We start from the raw sequence: 21,165 nt of genomic DNA on the forward strand, positions 1-21,165 counted from the left end.
TTTTCGATTTAAAATAATCAATTATTCGATAATTAATTTTTGTTCTGAATAATTATTTCCATTTGATAATCGGACGAAATAAATTCCGCTGCTCAAATTATCAATGGTAATTGTTTCGTTTATGTTTCCATCAGCTGAATGAATTTGTTTTGAATAAATTAATTGTCCGAGGGAGTTGAAGATTTCGAGCGTGGTCACCCCCCTTGGTCCCCCCTCTAGGGGGGAAGCTCCTCCGAATTGGGAGTTGAAGACCAGATTAAAAGTTCCATTGTTTGGATTTGGGAAGATGGTGAAGTTATTATTTTCTGCTAATAATTCTTCACCTTCTTTACATGGAACAGTAACAACAATCGTATTCGAATTTTTAAAACAACCACTTGCAGTTTTTGTAACTCTACATTTATAATTTCCGGCTGTTGTTGCGATATAATTTGTGGAAGTTGCACCGGCAATTGTTGATGCGCCTTTATACCATTGATAAGAACAACCGGTAACAGGTAATTCTATTAATGTTACACTTCCTCCTGCGCAAAATGTTGTGGCGCCACCTGCAGTGATGGATGCTGCAGGATTTTTATTTACAATTACATGAATTATGGAAGATGTTGCAGTTCCGCATGGACTTGTAGTTACACAAGTGTAATCTCCCGTTTTAGTAACTGAGTAGGTAGAGGATATTGCACCCGCGATATTAGTTCCGTTCTTCCTCCATTGCACTGTTGCACCGGAATATGTTGCTGTCAATAATACATTTCCACCCTGGCAAAAAATAATTGGGCCACCGGCGGAGATGGAAATTGTTTCAACAACTCCTTCATCAATAAGACCATTGCAATTATCATCATTTGAATTACATGTTTCTGTGGAGGGAACACATCCATCGGGTTCCATTAACACAATCCAAAAATCATAATCGCCAAATATGCCTGAATAGGGATAATCCGTCAGCATATCAATCTCTTCAGGAAATCCATTTGGATCAGCTGATTTATCTGCACTGATAAAAGAGCTGGAATATCCACCAATTAAAATTTGACCTGAAGGTGTAAGAGAAACAGAAGTTGCATAATCGTTCATATTACCCCCAATAGTATTTTGCCATATTAATTCTCCTGACGCATTTAGGGTTGTTACCCAATAATCATAATCATTTTGGTCGAAATGAGAATAATAGGTTGCCATAGGTGATTCGTGAATAAATTTTTCTTCCTTATCATATTGACTCATTGATTTTGAATGACCGGTAATTACGATATTATGTTCGTATGTTTCCGCAATATCAAAACAATTATCAACATCCTCTCCATTAATTGTATTTTGCCAGATAATACCGCCTGTTGCATTTAATTTTAATATCCAATAGTCAGCAGTATATGATATTTCAGTTTTATTTCCTGAAATTCCTGAACTTGAATAACCACAAACTAAAATATTGTTATCGTAACTTTTTTCGAGGCTGGTAAGTTCGTCGCTACTACTTCCTCCAAAAACTTTCTGCCAGGTTATTGTGCCGGCAGACGATAATTTAATAACCCAATAATCGTAGCTACCAAAACCTGCAACTGTTTTTTCCCCACTAATTCCTGAGCCGGAACTTCCACCAATTACAAAACTTCCATCTGGCATTTCAAAAAGCGAAGTCAGATCATCTGAAGATGACCCACCAATTGTATTTTGCCAAACAATGTTGCCCAAGGCATCTAATTTAATTATCCAAAAATCAGTAACACCATAGGAAGCTTCTGTTTTTTCTCCGCTTAATCCTGAATATGAGGTTCCTCCAAGAATATAGCCTCCATCAATTGTTTGGCGAATAACTGATAAATCATCAGAAGAACTTCCTCCAATAGAATTTTGCCAAACCAGATTTCCATCAGCATCCAATTTTATGATCCAATAATCTCTATTCCCATAATTCGCTTCCGTTTTATCGCCTGAAATTCCTGAATAAGAATATGCGCCGACAATTAATCCATTATCACTTGTCAGGTTAATACTTTGTAATTCATCATCAGCACTTCCTCCATATACAACATTCCACAAAATGTTACCATCTGCATCCAATTTAAATATTGTAAGATCGAGGCCGCCGTTATTTTCTAATATTTCGTCTGAAATTGAACCAGTAGTTCCACCCAAAAAAATTGACCCATCCAAAGAAATTGCGGTTGCATTTAATCGGTCTGTATCAGTACCTCCTAAAGTAATATCCCAAAGAATTTCGGGCCCTGAATTGCAATCCAATAATCCTTCATCAATAATTCCATTACAATTATTATCTTTTCCATCACATACTTCTTCGGCATCAAAATAAATAGAAGGATGCATATCGTTGCAATCACCAGATGTAAATACATAAGGTTTGTTTACAAGTTCGCAGGCCTCAGCAACATGTAATCCACCTGAACCGTCAAGATCGAAGTCAGTATAAAGTGGAGATGTTGTGCAAGTATCCGGACCCATTTTTACTATCCAATAATCACTATTATAACCAACTCCATATCCGGTTGCCCAGGCATCTTCTGTTTTATCATATCCGATATTTCCCGAGGAGGATCCCGCAAGCATATATCCATCTCCAGGTATATTAAATGCTGCACGCAAATCGTTATCTTCAAAATTATAAACACCATCTTCCCAACCATCTTCTTCATATTGCCCATAAATTTCATCTGTCCAAATTACATATCCATTCGTATCAATTGCAACAGTATAATATCTGGATATATAGGAATCGTAGGATAATGTTCCGCCCGCAATTATAATGCGATTATCATTTTCAGCAAATGCATTTACTACATATTCATCTTTGTAATCGGCACCAAATGTTTTTTCCCAAATAATATCTCCATCCGAATCAATTTTTACTATCCAAAGGTCATCAGTGTTTCGCATATCTTCTTCATCGTAGAATTCTGTGTCTGCCATTCTATTGTGGCTCAATTCTGATTTATCACCTGAAATATCCGAATCAGAGTGACCTGCAAGTATAATATTATTACTTTCCAATTCAACAAAATCCATTAACTCATCATAACCGGTACCACCAATTGTGTTTTGCCAAAGAATATTTCCGGCAGGGGTCATCGACATTATCCAATAATCTCTTGATCCTATACATGCTTCTTCTTTATCTCCGCCAATTCCCGATTCGGAATAACCAGCGAGAATATAATTTCCTGTAGAAGATTTCTTTGAACTTTTTAGGTAATCATCACCAGTTCCACCGATGGTATATTGCCATTGAATTGTTCCGACTGAATTTATTTTTAGTATCCAATAATCATATTCACCAATACATGCTTGTGTTTTTAATCCTGATATCCCTGAATCAGAATATCCTCCTAAAATAAAACCACCGCCAGTTATTGCATATGCATGTGTAAGATAATCGTTTCCACTTCCGCCAATTTCTTTTTGCCAAACTATTTCACCTGTAGGTGTAAGTTTAAGTATCCAGAAATCATATCCACCAAATGATTCGGTAGTTTTATCGACAGAAATTCCGGCGATTGTATGACCTGCTACAAGATATCCTCCATCAGGCGCCTCCACCACTTCAACAAGATAATCATAGGAACTTGACCCAATAGTATTTTGCCAAACTATATTACCCAGTGCATCTAATTTAATGATCCAATAATCTAAACTACCTTTACAAAGTTCTGTTTTATCTCCATTAATATTAGTGCTCGAAGAGCCTCCAATTATGTATCCACCATCACTTGTTTTTGATGCACTTTTGAGATCCTCAGTGCCTATGCCGCCGATCGTATTATCCCATTGCACGATAGGATCTTGAGAATATGAATTAAAGGGATTAAATAATGAACCGGTAATAATTAGTAGAAAAATAGTATTTGATAAATGGTTGAGGGTTTTCATTTTAATTAATTTAGTTGATAGAATAATTAATCATTCAATTATTAATTTTTGTTGAGAATAATTAGTACCATTTGATAATTGAACAAAATAAATTCCACTGCTCAAATTATTAATGGTAATTGTTTCGTTTATGTTTCCATCGGGTGAATTTATTTGTTGGGAATGGATTTGTTGGCCGAGGGAGTTGAATATTTGGAATGTCACCCCCCTTGGTTCCCCCTTGAGGGGGGAAATTGGCCCCCACGGTCCCCCATAGGGGGATGTTGCTCCGGTTGGAACATTATAGGTTAAATTAAATGTTCCGGTGTTGGGATTTGGGAAGATGGTGATATTATTATTTTCTTCATTCATTAATTCCTCCCCTTCCTTACAAGGAACCGTAACGACAATCGTATTTGAATTTTTAAAACAACCGCTTGCTGTTTTTGTAACTCTGCATTTATAATTACCGGCTGTGGTTGCAATATAATTTGTGAATGTTGCTCCGGCAATTGCGCTAGCACCCTTAAACCATTGATAGGAACTTCCTGTAACTGGCACCTCATTTAATGTTACACTTCCTCCTGCACAGAATGTTGTGGCGCCGGCTGCGGATATTGATGCAGCAGGATTTTTATTTACGATGACATGAATTATTGATGACGTTGCCGTGCCGCATGGACTTGTTGTTACACAAGTATAATCACCTGTTTTAATTACGGAATAAGTTGATGAAGTTGCTCCTGTGATATTTATTCCATTCTTTTTCCATTGCACGGATGTGCCGGAATAAGTTGCGGTTAATAATACATTTCCACCTTGACAAAAAATTATTGGGCTGCCAGCGGAAATATTAATTGTTTCTACAATTGCATCATCGATTAATCCGTTGCAATTATCGTCGAGTGCGTTGCAGGTTTCAACAACGCAATCCGGATATAATTTTACAGCCCAATAATCAAGACTTCCAATATTATATTCATTATGATCCCAACTGATTTGAGAGTTACTATAGCCTGCAAGAATAAAACCTCCATCAGAAGTTTCTGTAAATCCCTCCATATAATCGGCACCATTGCCTCCTAGTACATCCTGCCAGATTATTGATCCATCTACGCCTAATTTAAGGATCCAATAATCGTAGGAAAATATATATCCTATTTTATCTCCTCCTGCCCCCGTTGTTTTTCCACCCACCAGGTATCCACCATCATCGGTTTGAATAGCATTTTTACAGTAATCATAATCCAATCCCCCAATATTGTTATCCCATTCTATATCTCCTGACTCGTTTAGTTTTATTATCCAAAAATCATTTTTTCCATCTCCACCGTAATGGTTCTCCGACTTATCGAAGGCTGCATCAGAATAAGTGGTACTTCCTATAATATAACCGTTATCGCTGGTTTGGTGTATAGACACACCCTGATCATTCTTATTTGCTATAATTGTATTTTGCCAGATAATATCTCCATATAAATCAATTTTTAATACCCAGAGATCAGAATCCCAAATCCCAGGGTTAGGTTCGGTTTTATCGCCTCCAATTCCTGAATAGGAACTCCCCAAAATAATGTAACAATTATCTGTTGTTGCTTCGATTGAATTTATTACGTCACTATCAAATCCTCCAATTCTTTTTTGCCATTGAATTATACCCAAATCACTAATTTTTAAAATCCAGTAATCGTCTGATCCAAGGCTTACCATATTTTTATCACCTGATATGCCGCCATTGCTACTACCTCCAATAATAAAACCTCCGTCATGTGCATTTACAACATCATATACAAAATCTTCTCCATCACTTCCTATAGTATTTTCCCATTCAATTTCGCCTTCAGGATCTAATTTAACAATCCATATATCATACTCACCAGTACCGCCGATTACGGATTCTGTCTTATCACCTGAAGCACTCGAAAGGGAATAACCACAAATTAAATATCCATTATCTGAGCATTGAATAATTTCAGTTGGAGTATCCAAATCATCACCACCAATTGTATTTTGCCAAATAATATTTCCAACAGGATCCAATTTTAATATCCAATAATCAGTTAATCCATTTGATGATTCGGTTTTATCACCAGAAATGGAAGAATATGAATTACCTAATAACACATATCCACCATCATTTGACTGTATAATCTTATATAAATAGTCAAGGCTAACCCCACCGATATTATTTTGCCATTCAATTGCAGGAGCTTGTGAGAATGAGAAATTTATGATGAATAATGATTGGGTGAAAACAACGAATTTAATTATCGGATTTTTCATGATCTGTTTTATATAATTTATTTTATTCAATAATTAATTTTTGTTCGGAAAAAAGATTTCCACTATTTAATCGCACAAAGTAAATTCCACTTGATAAATTATTAATTGAAATTGTTTCGGTGATATTTCCATCAGGTGAATTTATTTGTTGGGAATGGATCTGTTGGCCGAGGGAGTTGAAGATCTCGAGCATGGTCATCACCCCCCTTGGTCCCCCCTTTAGGGGGAAAAGTGCTCCGAGTGGGGAGTTACAGACCAAATTGAAGGTTCCATTGTTTGGATTTGGGAAGATGGTGAAGTTTGAATTTGATATTAATTCTTCCCCTTCTTTACATGGAACAGTTACCATAATTCCATTCGAATTTTTGTTGCATCCTGTTGCTGTTTTTGTAACATTACATTTATAAAAACCTGCAGTTGTTGCGGTGTAATTTATAGATATTGCACCAGGAATTAATACAGCGTCTTTATACCATTTATAACTCAATCCTCCTCCTGTATTTGCTGTTAGAATTACAGAACCTCCTGCGCAGAAGGTTGTAGCACCGCCGGCAGTAATTGATGCAGGTGGATTTTTTTGAACGTTGACGAAAATTCCGGTGGATAATTCTGTATCGCATGCACTTGTTGTTTCGCAAGTATAGGTTCCTTTTGTTGTTACTGTATAGGATGATGAGGTTGCGCCGAGAATATTTGTTCCGTTTCGTTTCCATTGCGTTGTTTCACCTGAATAAATAGCGGATAACAACACACTTCCACCTGTACAAAATACTGTTGGACCATCGGCATAAATAGTAATTGTTTCTGTAATTCCATCATCGACTATGCCGTTACAGTTTTCGTCAAATGAATTACAAATTTCTACTTCCGGGAAACATTCCAATTTCATTATCCAAAAATCACCATCTCCATAACAATTTTCTGTTTTATCATATGAGATAGAAGAAAGGGATGTGCCACCGAGAATAAAACTACCGTCTTCATTTTGCAATGTTTTATGTCCGCTATCTAAAGCGTCTCCTCCAATTGTTTTTTGCCAAATAATATTTCCGTCACTACTTAAATTCAAAAACCATATATCGAAATTTCGTATAGGTCCATAGTAACTATCTGTTTTATCTCCGGAAATTAAAGAATTTGATTTACCTACTACAATAAAATTTCCTACTGAGGTTTCCTTAATGTCATACAAAAATTCTTCGCGTTCACCTGTAATGGTATTTTGCCATTGAATATTACCCGCAGAATTCAATTTTAATATCCAATAATCCCAATAAACATTACTAGTTTCAATTTTATCTCCTGATATCGGAGAGCGGGAATATCCTCCAATTACAAAACCTCCATCATTAGTATTATCGATTGCCATAAGGTAATCTTTATTGTTTCCTCCGATTGTATTTTCCCATTCAATCACTCCAAAAGTGTTCAATTTTATTATCCAATAATCTTCCTGACCTAAGCTGCCTTCTGCCTTATCTCCGCCTGAATTTGAGTTGGATGTTGCTCCTATAATGTATCCGCCATCCTGTGATTCTTCAATATCATAAATGTCGTCAAAGCCTGGACCTCCAATATCGTTTTGCCAAATTATAGTTCCGGCTGAATTTAGTTTTACTATCCAAATATCACCTGACGCACCAGCACCTCCTATTAATATTTCCGTTTTATTACCTGAAATATAAGAAGTTGAGGTTCCACCTACCATATAACCACCATCACTGGTTTGAAATACTCTTTTGGTTGTTTCGCCTTCAATTCCACCAATTGTTTGTTGCCATTCAATATTACCTGCAAAGTCAAGTTTAATTATCCAATAATCGTGGTAATATTGTGTTGGATCCCAGTTTGGTGCAGTTTTATCTCCCGAAATTCCGGATTTTGATGATGAACCAATGATGTATCCTCCATCAGATGTTTGCTCGATAGAACTAAAAATATCTGATCTATCACCACCAATTGTGTTATCCCATTCAATGGCCCCAGAAGAGTTCGTTTTTACAATCCAAAGATCTGCATAATTGAAGTGAACATATTCTTCCAGATCATCATCATAAACCCAGTATCCTTCACCAATAGCATTACCTGTTTTATCACCGGATAAATCTGAATAGGTTGTTCCACCAATAATAAAACCTCCATCAAATGTGGGGTTAATTGACCTTTGATCATCACTTTGATTTGCTCCAATTGTATTTTGCCATTCAATACCAGGAACCTGAGAAATAAGGAAATTGGAAATAAGCGAGAAAATAAAAAAGTACAGGGTCTTCATTTGTGTGTATTTCTCAGAAATCTAAACCTAAAATACAAGAAATTCAAGTTATTTCGTGTGAAATGGTGGGTTTTCAGTGTGAAATGGCCTTTTGAGTTAGCGAATGAAAGAATGAAAGGATGAAGGATTGAAGGAATGAAGGAATGAAAGAATGAAAGAATTAAAGAATGAAGGAATGAACGTCAGCATTATGAATGAACGTTCATTCATAATGTCTGATCTGATATTAATATTGTGCTAAATTAATATAGGTAATAAAGGGTTTTTTGCCGAAATCAAATTTCTTGTGTCCGAAATTGATATAAATGATTGATTTTGAATAGTTTATATACTTAAAGTTTGCCTCTATTTTATCCTATATCATATTTAAAATGAAAAGTATAGATTTACAATAAAAAAACATGCGAAAACTTAAAACTGAATCCACGACAGACAGGATGGTTTTTATTAAAAGCCATTTAAGCAATTCGATCGAACTTGCCTTTACAAAAGTTGCAATGCATATTAAAGAACCAACTAAATATCCATTGCCGACAGATCATAAAAGTTTCGAACAAATTTTGAAAAAAATTTATACGCAATTTGATTCCTCTGGAAAAAACAAAATGATAGAACGTTATGCTAAAATTCCGGATGCAAATAATTTGCAAACCAAACGCAAGTATGGAAATTTATTGAATATAGATCTCAGCTCTAAAAAATCGATATTCGAGCAGGCAAACACTTTAATTACAACGGATGATATTCAATTAGATGCAAGTGAATTAAATAGTTTTGAAAAATTGCTGCAACCTCATTTACCAAAAGGAAGAACCAAACACGCAGCTACAAAAACTTTAAAAGGAACTCCACGCGGAAATGCACCGGGAACCTTGCGATTAAGTCTGGAAAAAATAAAATGTGTAGATACTCAGGATGTTCGCAAGGATGAAATTTCGATTAAAGGATTTACCATTTCTTCTATTTTAGAAAATGAGGAAATTGAAGAAACATCGTTAGGCAAATTTAAAGTTGCAGAGGAAAAGGTTTTAAATACACTAATTCGTGACTTTGATTTGCGTGAAGCAAATACTTTTCCGCAAACATTTATTGCAGGAATATTTGTTATTGAAAGAGACACAAAAAAAGACGATGCAACATTGGAACGCACCATTGATATTGCAAGTCAGGTTGCGCTCGCTGCGTTAGTCGCAGGACAACTCGGAGGACTTGGAGCACTCGCAGCATTAATCACAAAAATTCCGCCTTTGTTAGTAGCAAGTCTGGTTTTTGTGATCGTAACATTGGCAATTGCGATTTTAATTGAAATATTCGGAGTAATAGTTCCGCAATTAAGATTGTCGGAAGTATCACAGGAATTACAGGATATTTTTGTAATGGATATTAATACATTAGGTGTTGGAGAAAGTGAAAGCAATACATTTAATGCACAGCTCACCGGGACAAATTTTTTGAAGTTGAAGGGGAATTATGATGTTACGGTGAAGTGGGAAAGGGTTGATTAGTTGTTAATGTTGTTCTGAGTTCTGACATGTAGTAGATCTCCTGCGTCGATCACTACATGTTTCAGTTCTGTGTACAATACGGAGGAAAATCACTCGGGTGTGGATTGTTTGATGTTCTTTATTCCTTGTTCTTTATTCGATATTATTTTTTTTGGTTCTCCTGCGTTGATCACTACAAGTTTCAGTTCTGAGTTCTGACATGTAGTAGATCTCCTGCGTCGATCACTACATGTTTCAGTTCTGTGTTAAATTCGGAGGATAATCACTCGGGTGTGTATTGTTTGATGCCTGCCCGGCCACTGACGGGTTCTTTATTCCTTGTTCTTTACCTGCCTGACGCTAACGCTGTTGGCAGGCAGGTTCGATATTATTTTTTTCGGTTCTGACATGTAGTAAAGCTCCTGCGTCGATCACAACAGGTTTCCAATTGAAAAATGATCACAATTGTAGAGACACAATGCATTGCGTCTCTACAAATTAGGTCATTTTTCAGTTAATGGCACCTTCACCACTCACCATTTTATTCAATGATAATTTTTTCTTCTATGGTAATATTTTCAGAAAAACATTTCAATATATATATTCCGGAAGGGATATTTTTTAAATGAATATCTTCATTAATTATTCCATTATTAAATTTGTTTTGTTGATTATGTATCAATTTACCGGTGAGATCAAATATTTGTATTTGAACAATTTCGTTGTTTTGGATTTGTGATGATATTTCAGCTGAAATTGTAAAAAAACCTGTATTTGGATTTGGGAAAATATCCATTTCCATAGATACTAAATCTAATTCTGCTCTTAACGGTAAAGTTGTAAAATTCTGTAAATCAGTAAATGCACCAAATTCTCCATCGCTGCATTCTGCACGAACCTGATATTCGTAGTCAGTATCTGGAATTATTGATTTAATTGTTTTAAAATTAGTAGTTGCTAATTTTTTGGTCCAGGTGCCGGCTCCAATAGGGCGGTACCATATCTGATAGGAATCTGCTCCGGGAATTATATTCCAGTTTGCGGTAGCTTTTGTGGTTGTGATATTATCGGTAAAAATACCGGTGACAAGAGGACAGGTTTCCGGTGCAATTTTAATGATCCAAAAATCTGCAGTTTCACCTACCACTCCTTCTGTTTTATCGGCGCCAATTCCTGAACTGCTATTTCCACCTAAAATTATTCCTCCATCAGATGTTTGATTACAAACGTATAAAAAATCGGAGCCTAAACCAATTATACTGTTCTCCCAAATTATATTTCCATTTGCATCAGTTTTAATGATCCAATAATCAGAAAAGCCACTCAGTGGTTCCGATTTATCAAAAGAATTTGTAGAATTGGAATAGCCTGCAAAATAAAAACCATTATCTGATGTCTGATCCAAAGCGTTTAAATGGTCGCCGTCTGAACCACCTATTGAATTATCCCAAATTACGTTTCCATCTTCATCCATTTTAAATACCCAATAATCATATTTAAGAGGACCGGTCATATTATCTTCTGATTTATCTCCGAATGATCTGGAATCAGATTTTCCACCAACAATATACCCTCCATCAGCACAACTTTGCAATGCTGAAAGATAATCCGACCGTTTACCACCACTTGTATGATCCCATTCTATATTTCCCGATGCATCTGTTTTAACAATCCAATAATCAGGATAAATATCTGAATTACCAATACAATTTTCTGATTTGTTTCCCGAAATAGGGGAAACGGAAGATCCGCCTAAAATATATCCACCATCCAAGGCAATATCCAGTGAAGAAAAGTCGTCATATAAAACACCGCCAATTGTTTTTTGCCATTCAATAAATCCCGTTGAATTTATTTTTACCATCCAATAATCACTGCTACCAAAACATAGTTCTGTTTTATCGCCTGAAATTCCGGATAAAGAAGAACCTCCTAAAATAAAACCACCATCTGCTGTTTGTTTTGCAGTTTTCAAATAATCTCCCTGATCACCACCAATGGAATTTTCCCATTCCATTACACCAACACTATTTAATTTTACTATCCAATAATCGGGATTTGTAATTCCTCCTCCTATTACATTTTCAGACTTATCACCACTGGTACCTGAACTTGAATAACCGGCTAATAAATATCCTCCATCAGAACATAATACTAAATCTGCCAATACATCGTCGCGGTTTGCATTGAGCGTATTTTGCCAAATAATATTTCCGTTTTCATCCAGTTTAAGTATCCAATAGTCATAACCTATTGTTCCTCCTGCAAAGGAAGCTTCCGTTTTATCGCCCGATACTCCCGAAGATGAAAATCCACCAACTATATAACCGCCATCCGGAGTTTCTTCAATTTGAACAATATTATCAAATGAATTTCCACCAATAGTTTGTTGCCACTCAATGCCGGGTGATTGCGAGAATAACACCTGTTGTGTTAACAAAATAAACACAATAGAATTAATTTTTAATTTCATAGGTAAAAATTTAAAGATGAATGAATATAATTGATTAAATTTTTTGTGAAAAAATGATATAAATTAATTTTTAGTTACGAATTAAATTAGGCAATTAAGGTTATAAATTTTAGTTTTTTATAAATTTTTGAGTGGAATTAATTCCATCAATAGAAAAGTTGATAAAATACAATCCTGACATTAATTTTGAAATTTCAAATTCAGAAATACCTGATTTAAGTTTTTGTTGAATTATTTTTTTACCGCTGATATCAGTAATTGTGATTGACCCCAAAGTAAATTTATTATCTATATTGATTGTGATCTTTTCTGAGGCAGGGTTTGGATAAATATGTATTTCAGGATTTATAGTTTCCAATGATTCTTTACATGGAACAGAAACGGAAATAATGTTTGAATTTTTATAACAACCGGTTGCAGTTTTAGTAACTCTGCATTTATAATTTCCTGCGGTTGTTGCTGTGTAATTTATTGATGTTGCACCAACCACAAGTGTTGCTCCTTTATACCATTGGTAACTTAATCCACCTCCTGCATTTGCGGTTAATATTACCGAACCACCTGCGCAGAAAGTTGTTGCGCCACCTGCGGTAATGGAGGCGGGAGGGTTTTTATTTACGGTTACATTTATTATTGATGATGTTGCAGTTCCACAAGGTGAGGTTGTAATTGCAGTAAAATTTCCGGTTTTATTTGCTGAGTATGTTGATGATGTTGCACCTGGAATATTTGTTCCGTTCTTTTTCCATTGGATGCTTGCACCGGAATATGTTGCAGATAATAAAACGGAATTTCCCTGACAGAATGTTGTTGCACCATCTGCCGAAATATTAATTGTTTCTATTACATCATCATCAATTAATCCGTTACAATTGTCGTCGAGTGCATTACACAATTCAGGAATTGGGGTGCAATCTTCCTCAAAAATTTTTATTATCCAATAATCAAAGAGTCCAAGAGAATTTTCATTTTTATCAAATCCGTCATCTGATTCTGAATATCCTCCCAGAATAATAGTTCCGTCAGTTAGATAATGACCAGATCGCAAATAATCAGTTTCTGTACCGCCAATGGAATTCTGCCATAAGATATTCCTTGATGTGTCCAACATCATTATCCAATAATCTTCCTGTCCAAAGTTATATTCTACCTTATCATAACCATTAGTTGAAGATGAGTATCCCATTAAAAAATAATTTCCATCGGGTGTTTCTTCTATATCAAACAAATAATCGCTGCTTCCACCGCCAATCGATTCGTCCCATAATTTATTACCTGAAGCATCTAATTTAACCAGCCAATAATCACTTGATAATAATTCGGTGCCAATAATATTTTCTGTTTTATCTGCGGAGGGTGCTGACCGGGAAAACCCTGCTAGCAATATATTACCGTCGCTTAATTCTTCTATATCATGTAACTCATCCGTTTCAGTTCCGCCCAAGGTATTTTGCCAAACGATAATACCTTCTGAATTTAATTTTACGATCCAATAATCATATTTTCCCGTGCCACCAATACAAGCTTCCGTTTTGTCACCTGAGATATTGCTTTTTGAAAATCCGCCGACTAAATATCCACCATCTGCACTTTGTTTTATGGTATATGCAAAATCGTCTTTATTTCCTCCAATTGTATTTTGCCAGATAATATCTCCTTCGGAATTAATTTTAATTATCCAATAATCAGCGTTACCGATATTTGCTTCTGTTTTAGTTCCACCTATGCCGGAATAAGAATATCCGCAAAGCACAAAACCGCCATCTGATGTTGCACACATCCCTTCAAACGAATCGGTTCCGGTTCCTCCATATATTTTTTGCCATTCAATATCACCGACTGAGTTTATTTTTACAAGCCAGTAATCAAAGGCAGTTCCGGGTCCTACCGATGGCACAGTTTTATCGCCCGAAATAGGTGAATCAGAATATCCACCCAACAGATAACCCCCATCGGATGTTGCAACAACTGCACGCATAACATCAGATTTATCACCACCAATAGTATTCTGCCAAATAATATTCAGATCCTGATCCAATTTTAAGATCCAATAGTCTGACAGACCGGTTGGCCCTATGGAAGATTCAGTTTTATCCCCCGACATTTCTGAAGCACTTGTTCCAACAACAATAAATCCATTATCTGTAGCAGGAATAATATCAACTACATCGTCTGTATGATTTCCGCCAATCGTATTTTGAACCATAACTTGCGGACCGGGATCACAGCCTAAAAAGTCAACAATTCCATCGCAATCATCATCAATACCATTACAAATTTCATCTGAGGGAACACAAGGCTGCGCATAAATTATAGAAGAATTTAATAAAAATTCAACAATAATAAAAGAAACTAGAAAAAATGTATTTTTCATAATTTTAAAATTTTATATTTTTTTTAAACCCAAGAATTAATTTATTATTCAATTATTAACTTTTGTTCTGAATAATTATTTTCATTATATAATTTCACGAAATAAATTCCAGAGGATAAATTATTTATTGAAATTGTTTCATTGATAATCCCATTAGTCGAATTTATTTGTTTATAAAATATCTGTTGCCCAAGGGAGTTAAGAATTGTTAAGTAAATTGATCCTGTTGGGCAATCATAAAGCAGGTTGAACGTTCCGTTGTTTGGATTAGGAAAGATGGTGAAGTTATTATTTTGTTCATTCATTAATTCCTCGCCTTCTTTACAAGGCACCGTAACAGAAATAACATTTGAATTTTTAAAACATCCTGTTGCGGTTTTTGTTACTCTGCATTTATAATTGCCTGCGGTTGTTGCTGTGTAATTTATTGATGTTGCGCCAACTAAAAGTGAAGCTCCTTTATACCATTGATAACTTAATCCGCCTCCTGCATTTGCGGTTAATATTACTGAACCACCTGCACAAAATGTTGTTGCACCGCCTGCGGTAATGGATGCTGAAGGATTTTTATTTACAGTAACATTTATTATTGATGATGTTGCGGTACCACATGGTGAAGTTGTAACTGCAGTATAATTTCCGGTTTTATTTGCTGAGTATGCTGATGATGTTGCACCGGGAATATTTGTCCCGTTCTTTTTCCACTGAATGCTTGCACCGGAATATGTTGCAGATAATAAAACGGAATTTCCCTGACAGAATGTTGTTGCACCATCTGCCGAAATATTAATTGTTTCGATAATTCCATTATCAATTAATCCATCACAATCGTCGTCGATAAGATTACAAGTTTCTGTAACTGCAATACAATCGGGAGTCCAGGTAAAGATCCAAAAATCGTTAAATCCATGGGCGGTGGTTATGAGATCGTTATTGGTAGTTGCAATTGCACCGAAAATAAATCCATTGTATGAAGTTTTGCAAACAGTTCTTCCGTATTCTGTTCCTACACTACCACCATTTAAAGCATACCATTCCATAACTCCACTCACTTTATTAATAGCTAATGTCCAAACATTTCCATCGTTGGAAGGTGTGGAGGAAAGATCACCATCAATTGATTGCGCATATCCGGTCACCAAAAATAAATCATCATCATAATCAATTACCTCGTTTCCGAGTTCTATAGAAAGTCCACCGTATGATTTTTTCCAAACAATATTCCCATTTGCATCTAATTTAAGAACCCAAACATCCCCATTGGAAAGATCGGTGCCGTGGTGACCGGTTACATCACCATTCCATGAATAGGATGTTCCTGCAACAATAAAATTACCATCAGCTAATTGAATAAGAGAATTTGCATTATCAGAATTAGAACCACCATAAGTTTTTGACCAAATAATATTTCCGGTAAGATCGATCTTCACTATCCAATAATCAACAGGGTGACTCGCATTTGCATCACCATCATTACTGCTGGCATATCCTGTGAATACATATCCTTCAGCGGTCTGAATTATATCTTCTGAATAATCCCAATCGGTTCCACCATAAGATCTTTGCCATTCGATATTACCGGCAGCATCAATTTTTACCACCCATGCATCTGAACTTATTGCAGTTCCATGGTGGCCACTTACATCGCCATTGTTGGAATGACTTCTTCCTGAAAATATATAACCTCCATCGGTAGTTTGAATTAAACTTTTTAATTCATCGTATTGAGTACCGCCATAACATTTACTCCAAATAACATTTCCAAGACTATCCATTTTAGTAAGCCAGCAATCAAAATTTCCATGATTTCCCGATACATCTCCATCGTTTGAACGAGTGCTACCTCCACACAAAACATTTCCATCTGCAGTGGAAATCACAGAATAGGCGAAATCGTCTTTCGTACCTCCTAAAGATCTTTGCCACAATAAATTGTGAGCGGGATCAAGTTTAAATATCCACCAGTCATATAATCCCTGATTTTCTGTAACATCTCCGTTATTACTCATAGAATATCCTGCAACTACAACTCCTCTATCCGACGTTTCACAAATGGATTCGGGAACTTCGTGATTAGTACCGCCAAAACAGCTCTGCCAGTCGAGTGTAGGCACCTGAGCTTGTATTAGTGTAATTGTAGTGATTAAAAAGGCTGTTAAAAAGATCCGGATCTGCATTTTTGATATTTTTTTTGATTATAAACCTTGAATTTACGAAGTTAATAAGCAGTCACGGGAGATTTCAAAAATTTGTGTGAAATGACCTGATTTAAGGATGAAATCACCATATGAGTTAGTGAAATTGAAAAATGAAGTGCAAAATAACGTCACGAATATTACTTTACTGAAATCAGAATGCCGAACTTAGTGTATTAATTACACTAAGTTCGGCATTATCCTGCGCTCAAATTAGTTTATACTTATTAGCTGTTCCATACCTGATTCTTCTGAAATTACACGAATTAAATATATTCCACCTGGAAGTCCGGGAATTGATATATTTTCATTTATTCCATTTTCCGAGTTTAACACCTTTGAATAAATTACTTGTCCAAGTGAATTTAGTATTTCTATATTCCCTTTTCCTGTGATATCGGATATAACTGTAAAGTTTCCGTTGTTTGGATTTGGGAAGATTTGCAAATTCCTTGTGTCCAATAATCTTTCACCTTCTTTACAAGGAACGCTAACCGCAATTACATTCGAATTTTTAAAACATCCCGTTGCAGTTTTGGTTACTCTGCATTTATAATTTCCTGCAATTGTTGCGGTGTAATTTATGGATGTTGCACCTGCTAAAAGTGAGGCTCCTTTATACCATTGGTAACTTAATCCGCCACCGGCATTTGCTGTTAAAATAACTGAACCACCTGCGCAGAAAGTTGTTGCGCCGCCTGCGGTAATTGATGCGGGTGGGTTTTTGATAACGTTTACGGCTATAGCAGATGATAATTCTGTATCACAAGTGCTGGTTGTCTGACAAGTATAAGTTCCTTTTGTAGTTGCTAAATAAGTTGCAGATGTTGCACCGGGAATATTGGAACCGTTTCTTTTCCATTGTAAAGAAGTTCCTGTGTGCACGGCAGTTAATAAAACATTTCCTCCCTGACAAAATGTTGTTGCACCACCTGCAGAAATAGAAATGGTTTCAGTAATTCCTTCATCAATAATTGCATTACAATTATCATCTATTCCATTACAAATTTCTGTGAACGGAACACAACCTGTGCCTTCCAATTTCATCACCCAATAATCTGCATCACCAATATTTGCTTCTGATTTTTCTCCTGTGGCACCGCTGTAGGAATATCCTCCAACAATATATCCGCCATCAGCTGTAGTATTAATTGCATTTGCATAATCTCCACCAGAACCACCTAATACAGTTTGCCATGTAATAGATCCTCCTGCTGTTAATTTCAATATCCAATAATCCCATGAACCTGTATTTGCTTCTGTTTTATCACCACTAATTGCACTTTGCGAATATCCTGCTACGATATATCCATTATCGGAAGTTTGCACAACAGGATTTACAAAAACATAATCCTGACCGGAACCACCGATGGAATTTTGCCATGAAATATTTCCCAATGCATCTAATTTAATTAACCAAAAATCATATAATCCATTTGATGCTTCCGTTTTATTTCCGGAGATGCCACCATCTGCCATACCTACTAAAATAGAACCGCCATCAGCAGTTGGAATTGCTGAATATAAATATTCGGATGACGCACCACCAAATGTTTTATCCCATTCGTAAACTCCGGAAGAATTTATTTTCACAACCCAATAATCTACAAATCCAAAATTGGCTTGTGTTTTATCTCCGCTAATTCCGCTGGTTGAAGTGCCTCCGATAATATATCCACCATCAGTTGTTTCGTAAGCAGAATATGCGATATCGAACATAACTCCTCCAAGATCATTTTGCCATACAATATTTCCAGCTGCATCCAATTTAATTATCCAGAAATCGGTATTTCCTACTTTATTATCTGTTTTATCTCCCCCTAAACCTGTGTCGGAAGAACCTGCAAGAATATATCCGCCGTCGGATGTTGGTTGTGCATTATATAATTGGTCGTTTCCAACTCCGCCATAGGCATTATCCCATGCAACAGAACCATCGCTATTTAATTTTACCACCCAATAATCGTATCCACCCATATTACTTTCCGACTTGTCTCCTACCCCACCGCCACTAAGCGATTGTCCTCCTAAAATATAACCACCATCCGGAGTTTCTTCTACGGAATAAAATCTGTCGAAATTTCCACCACCAACTGTATTTTCCCATTCAATATTTCCGGCAGCATTTAATTTAACGATCCAATAATCGTCACCGCCAATATTATTTTCCGATTTATCTCCACCTATATTACTATCGGAATATCCTCCCATAATATAACCGCCATCAGAAGTTTGATCAATACTATTTAAAAAATCGTAACCTGTACCTCCGATGGTATTTTGCCATTCAATTGCCGGCGCTTGCGTTGAGGAGGAAAAAGGAATAAGGAGAAAGGAGATAACTGCAAAAATGAAATATTTATTCATAAATTAGATATAATAATTTAAATTAATTAAAAGTAGGTTCAAAAAAAAATAGAAAAATATTAATTACATTTTCACCATTCTAAAAGCTTCAGGTTGTTTACCATCTAATGTAATTAATACAGTATAAATGCCAATGGTTAAATCATCCACCGGAATTTGCCATTGGGTAGATGTGGAGGAGATCTGCTCCGATTTAATAACTTGTCCCAGTTCATTAAATATCTGATAACTTCCATTTGTATAAAAATTCTCGAAAGTTATATTGAGTATATTATCAACAGGATTATTATAAATGATATTTTCTGTAATGGGTTCGTCGTGAATTCCGGAATATACTTCTAATGAATGGAGATAAATTGCATTATCTCCAACCCAGAAACCATCACCATCAATATATTGCATAAGGATAGCTCCGTTATCAGAACTATACCATAAAAATAATTTTATGTCGATGATGCCACCTTCCGTAAAATGAACACGAACCATGAGTGCATCATTAGTTGTCATGTCGGGTAAAATAAGAGTGCCGTAACCCAAACATTCGAGATTATAATCTCCTCCTCCAAAACCGGATTCCGTATTATCCCAGGTATCGATATTTGTTACTCCAAGCTCAAAAGGAAATATATATTCTTCCTGGGTATCCGTGAATGTATTTACAGTGCCTGATAAATAAGAACCGACCCTTTCCATTTTTTCTGTGGTGAGATTAAAATAGCGGTATGCATTTGCTCCGGGATAAATTTCATAGTATCCATAATTGGACTCCGGAAAATCATCTCCATGTGCGGTTTCTGCCGGATCTACGATCTCAATGGTTGCTCCCTCATCAAATATGGGTTCAAAATCAGAAAAATCCCAAGTTACATCAGCACCTTGAATTGTGGTGTCTATTACCTCTAAATTATCAGGGTAATAAAACTCCATGAAGGAGCCGAAGGGAAGCATTTCATCACTTGTGAGGGATGGTTGAGCATAAATGCTGCCTGCAGCAAGGATGCTTAGAGTAATAGGTAGTAGTTTTTTCATGTGAAATTTTAAATAAAAATAATACATTTTTAAGTTCTTGTGGAAATAAGCTGGAGCTTATCCAGTTTTTTTAGTAAATATCCATTCATAGAAGTGTAAACGAGGTTAAAATCCTTTTAAAAAAAATTTAAAGCAAACCTGCAAGTGAGGGGTATAAAATTCCACAGAATTGTAGAAAATGTTACTTGAAAACTTGGGGTTGATATAATTTCTTTTATTATTTCAAAAATTATTTTAGTCAGAAAGCCTTAATAATCAGGCAAATATGTTTTAAATATTACGAAATGAAAGGAAGGGCAAATTTATTGCTCTATTGTCTTTAATTATCAAATAATTATTCATCAAAATATAAAATTTATGAAAAAGGTATTGTTTACAATGCTGATCGCGATCACAGTGAGTGCGTTTGGCCAGACATCCAGTTTTGGTGGAGAAGTTGCCGGATATTATAGTTCGGGGGATTTTAAGAATTCAAAATCGGATGTTTCTATTACAATAATTGGAACGGTTATGTTAAAGGGTGATATCTGGGTTATCCATGGATCAACCGGAGCGAATGGGGAAGTTCAGGATTATTACCCGGGAAATTTAACCCGAGCTTTTAAGAAAGATGGATTGAGAGTTAGTGTAAATGCAACTTTAGATCCGATTCCCGAAGGTGTTAGATTAGCGGGGACTCCAATTACGATCGTAACTATAGAAAAACTTTAATAAATTGATTTAAAAATAAATAACGTGATACACCACGACCTGGCAGAACTTAACGGTGATGCCAGGTTTTTTTTGAACCCATCTTGCCACGAAGACACTAAGGCACAAAG

At 35.8% G+C, this 21,165-nt stretch carries 10 protein-coding genes; 2 read left to right on the top strand and 8 right to left on the bottom strand.

What is annotated here, in order from left to right:
• Positions 1–21: 21 nt before the first annotated feature.
• From IPI31_14960 to IPI31_14970, 3 genes are read right to left on the bottom strand one after another with little or no spacing between them, the layout of a single operon-like run.
• Positions 22–3,885 (bottom strand): T9SS type A sorting domain-containing protein, encoded by a 3,864-nt coding sequence (locus IPI31_14960; GenBank protein MBK7569118.1) that lies wholly within the window; start codon positions 3,883–3,885, stop codon positions 22–24.
• A gap of 30 nt (positions 3,886–3,915) precedes the next feature.
• On the bottom strand, positions 3,916–6,177 hold the full coding sequence (locus IPI31_14965) for a T9SS type A sorting domain-containing protein (protein ID MBK7569119.1): 2,262 nt from the start codon (positions 6,175–6,177) through the stop codon (positions 3,916–3,918).
• A complete protein-coding gene (locus IPI31_14970) occupies positions 6,170–8,422 on the bottom strand; it encodes a T9SS type A sorting domain-containing protein (GenBank protein MBK7569120.1) in 2,253 nt (750 codons plus the stop codon). The genes IPI31_14965 and IPI31_14970 overlap by 8 nt, the downstream gene beginning before the upstream one ends.
• Before the next feature lie 401 nt (positions 8,423–8,823).
• On the opposite strand from IPI31_14970, the gene IPI31_14975 reads away from it, so the two are divergent.
• The gene (locus IPI31_14975; protein ID MBK7569121.1) at positions 8,824–9,927 is read left to right on the top strand and encodes a hypothetical protein; all 1,104 of its coding nucleotides are present in this window, start codon (positions 8,824–8,826) and stop codon (positions 9,925–9,927) included.
• 520 nt (positions 9,928–10,447) lie between these two features.
• Here IPI31_14975 and IPI31_14980 read toward each other — a convergent pair.
• The 5 genes from IPI31_14980 to IPI31_15000 all read right to left on the bottom strand — a co-directional run bounded on the left by IPI31_14980 (position 10,448) and on the right by IPI31_15000 (position 20,344).
• On the bottom strand, positions 10,448–12,379 hold the full coding sequence (locus IPI31_14980) for a T9SS type A sorting domain-containing protein (GenBank protein ID MBK7569122.1): 1,932 nt from the start codon (positions 12,377–12,379) through the stop codon (positions 10,448–10,450).
• Positions 12,380–12,488: 109 nt separating this feature from the next.
• Positions 12,489–14,753, bottom strand: coding sequence for a T9SS type A sorting domain-containing protein (locus IPI31_14985; protein ID MBK7569123.1), 2,265 nt, complete (start codon positions 14,751–14,753; stop codon positions 12,489–12,491).
• Positions 14,754–14,797: 44 nt separating this feature from the next.
• Positions 14,798–16,930: a T9SS type A sorting domain-containing protein gene (locus tag IPI31_14990; GenBank protein MBK7569124.1), complete on the bottom strand. Its 2,133-nt coding sequence runs from the start codon at positions 16,928–16,930 to the stop codon at positions 14,798–14,800.
• A 231-nt stretch (positions 16,931–17,161) separates the two neighbouring features.
• Positions 17,162–19,315 carry a T9SS type A sorting domain-containing protein gene (locus IPI31_14995; protein ID MBK7569125.1) on the bottom strand — a complete coding sequence of 718 codons (2,154 nt, stop codon included), beginning with the start codon at positions 19,313–19,315 and terminating at the stop codon, positions 17,162–17,164.
• A 63-nt stretch (positions 19,316–19,378) separates the two neighbouring features.
• Complete coding sequence (locus tag IPI31_15000) at positions 19,379–20,344, bottom strand: T9SS type A sorting domain-containing protein (GenBank protein MBK7569126.1); 966 nt, start codon at positions 20,342–20,344, stop codon at positions 19,379–19,381.
• 357 nt (positions 20,345–20,701) lie between these two features.
• Here IPI31_15000 and IPI31_15005 point away from each other — a divergent pair, with 357 nt between their 5' ends.
• The gene (locus IPI31_15005) at positions 20,702–21,055 is read left to right on the top strand and encodes a hypothetical protein (protein ID MBK7569127.1); all 354 of its coding nucleotides are present in this window, start codon (positions 20,702–20,704) and stop codon (positions 21,053–21,055) included.
• Positions 21,056–21,165: the final 110 nt, after the last annotated feature.

It is taken from the genome of Bacteroidota bacterium (assembly GCA_016706865.1).
In the GTDB taxonomy this organism is placed as follows: domain Bacteria; phylum Bacteroidota; class Bacteroidia; order Chitinophagales; family BACL12; genus UBA7236.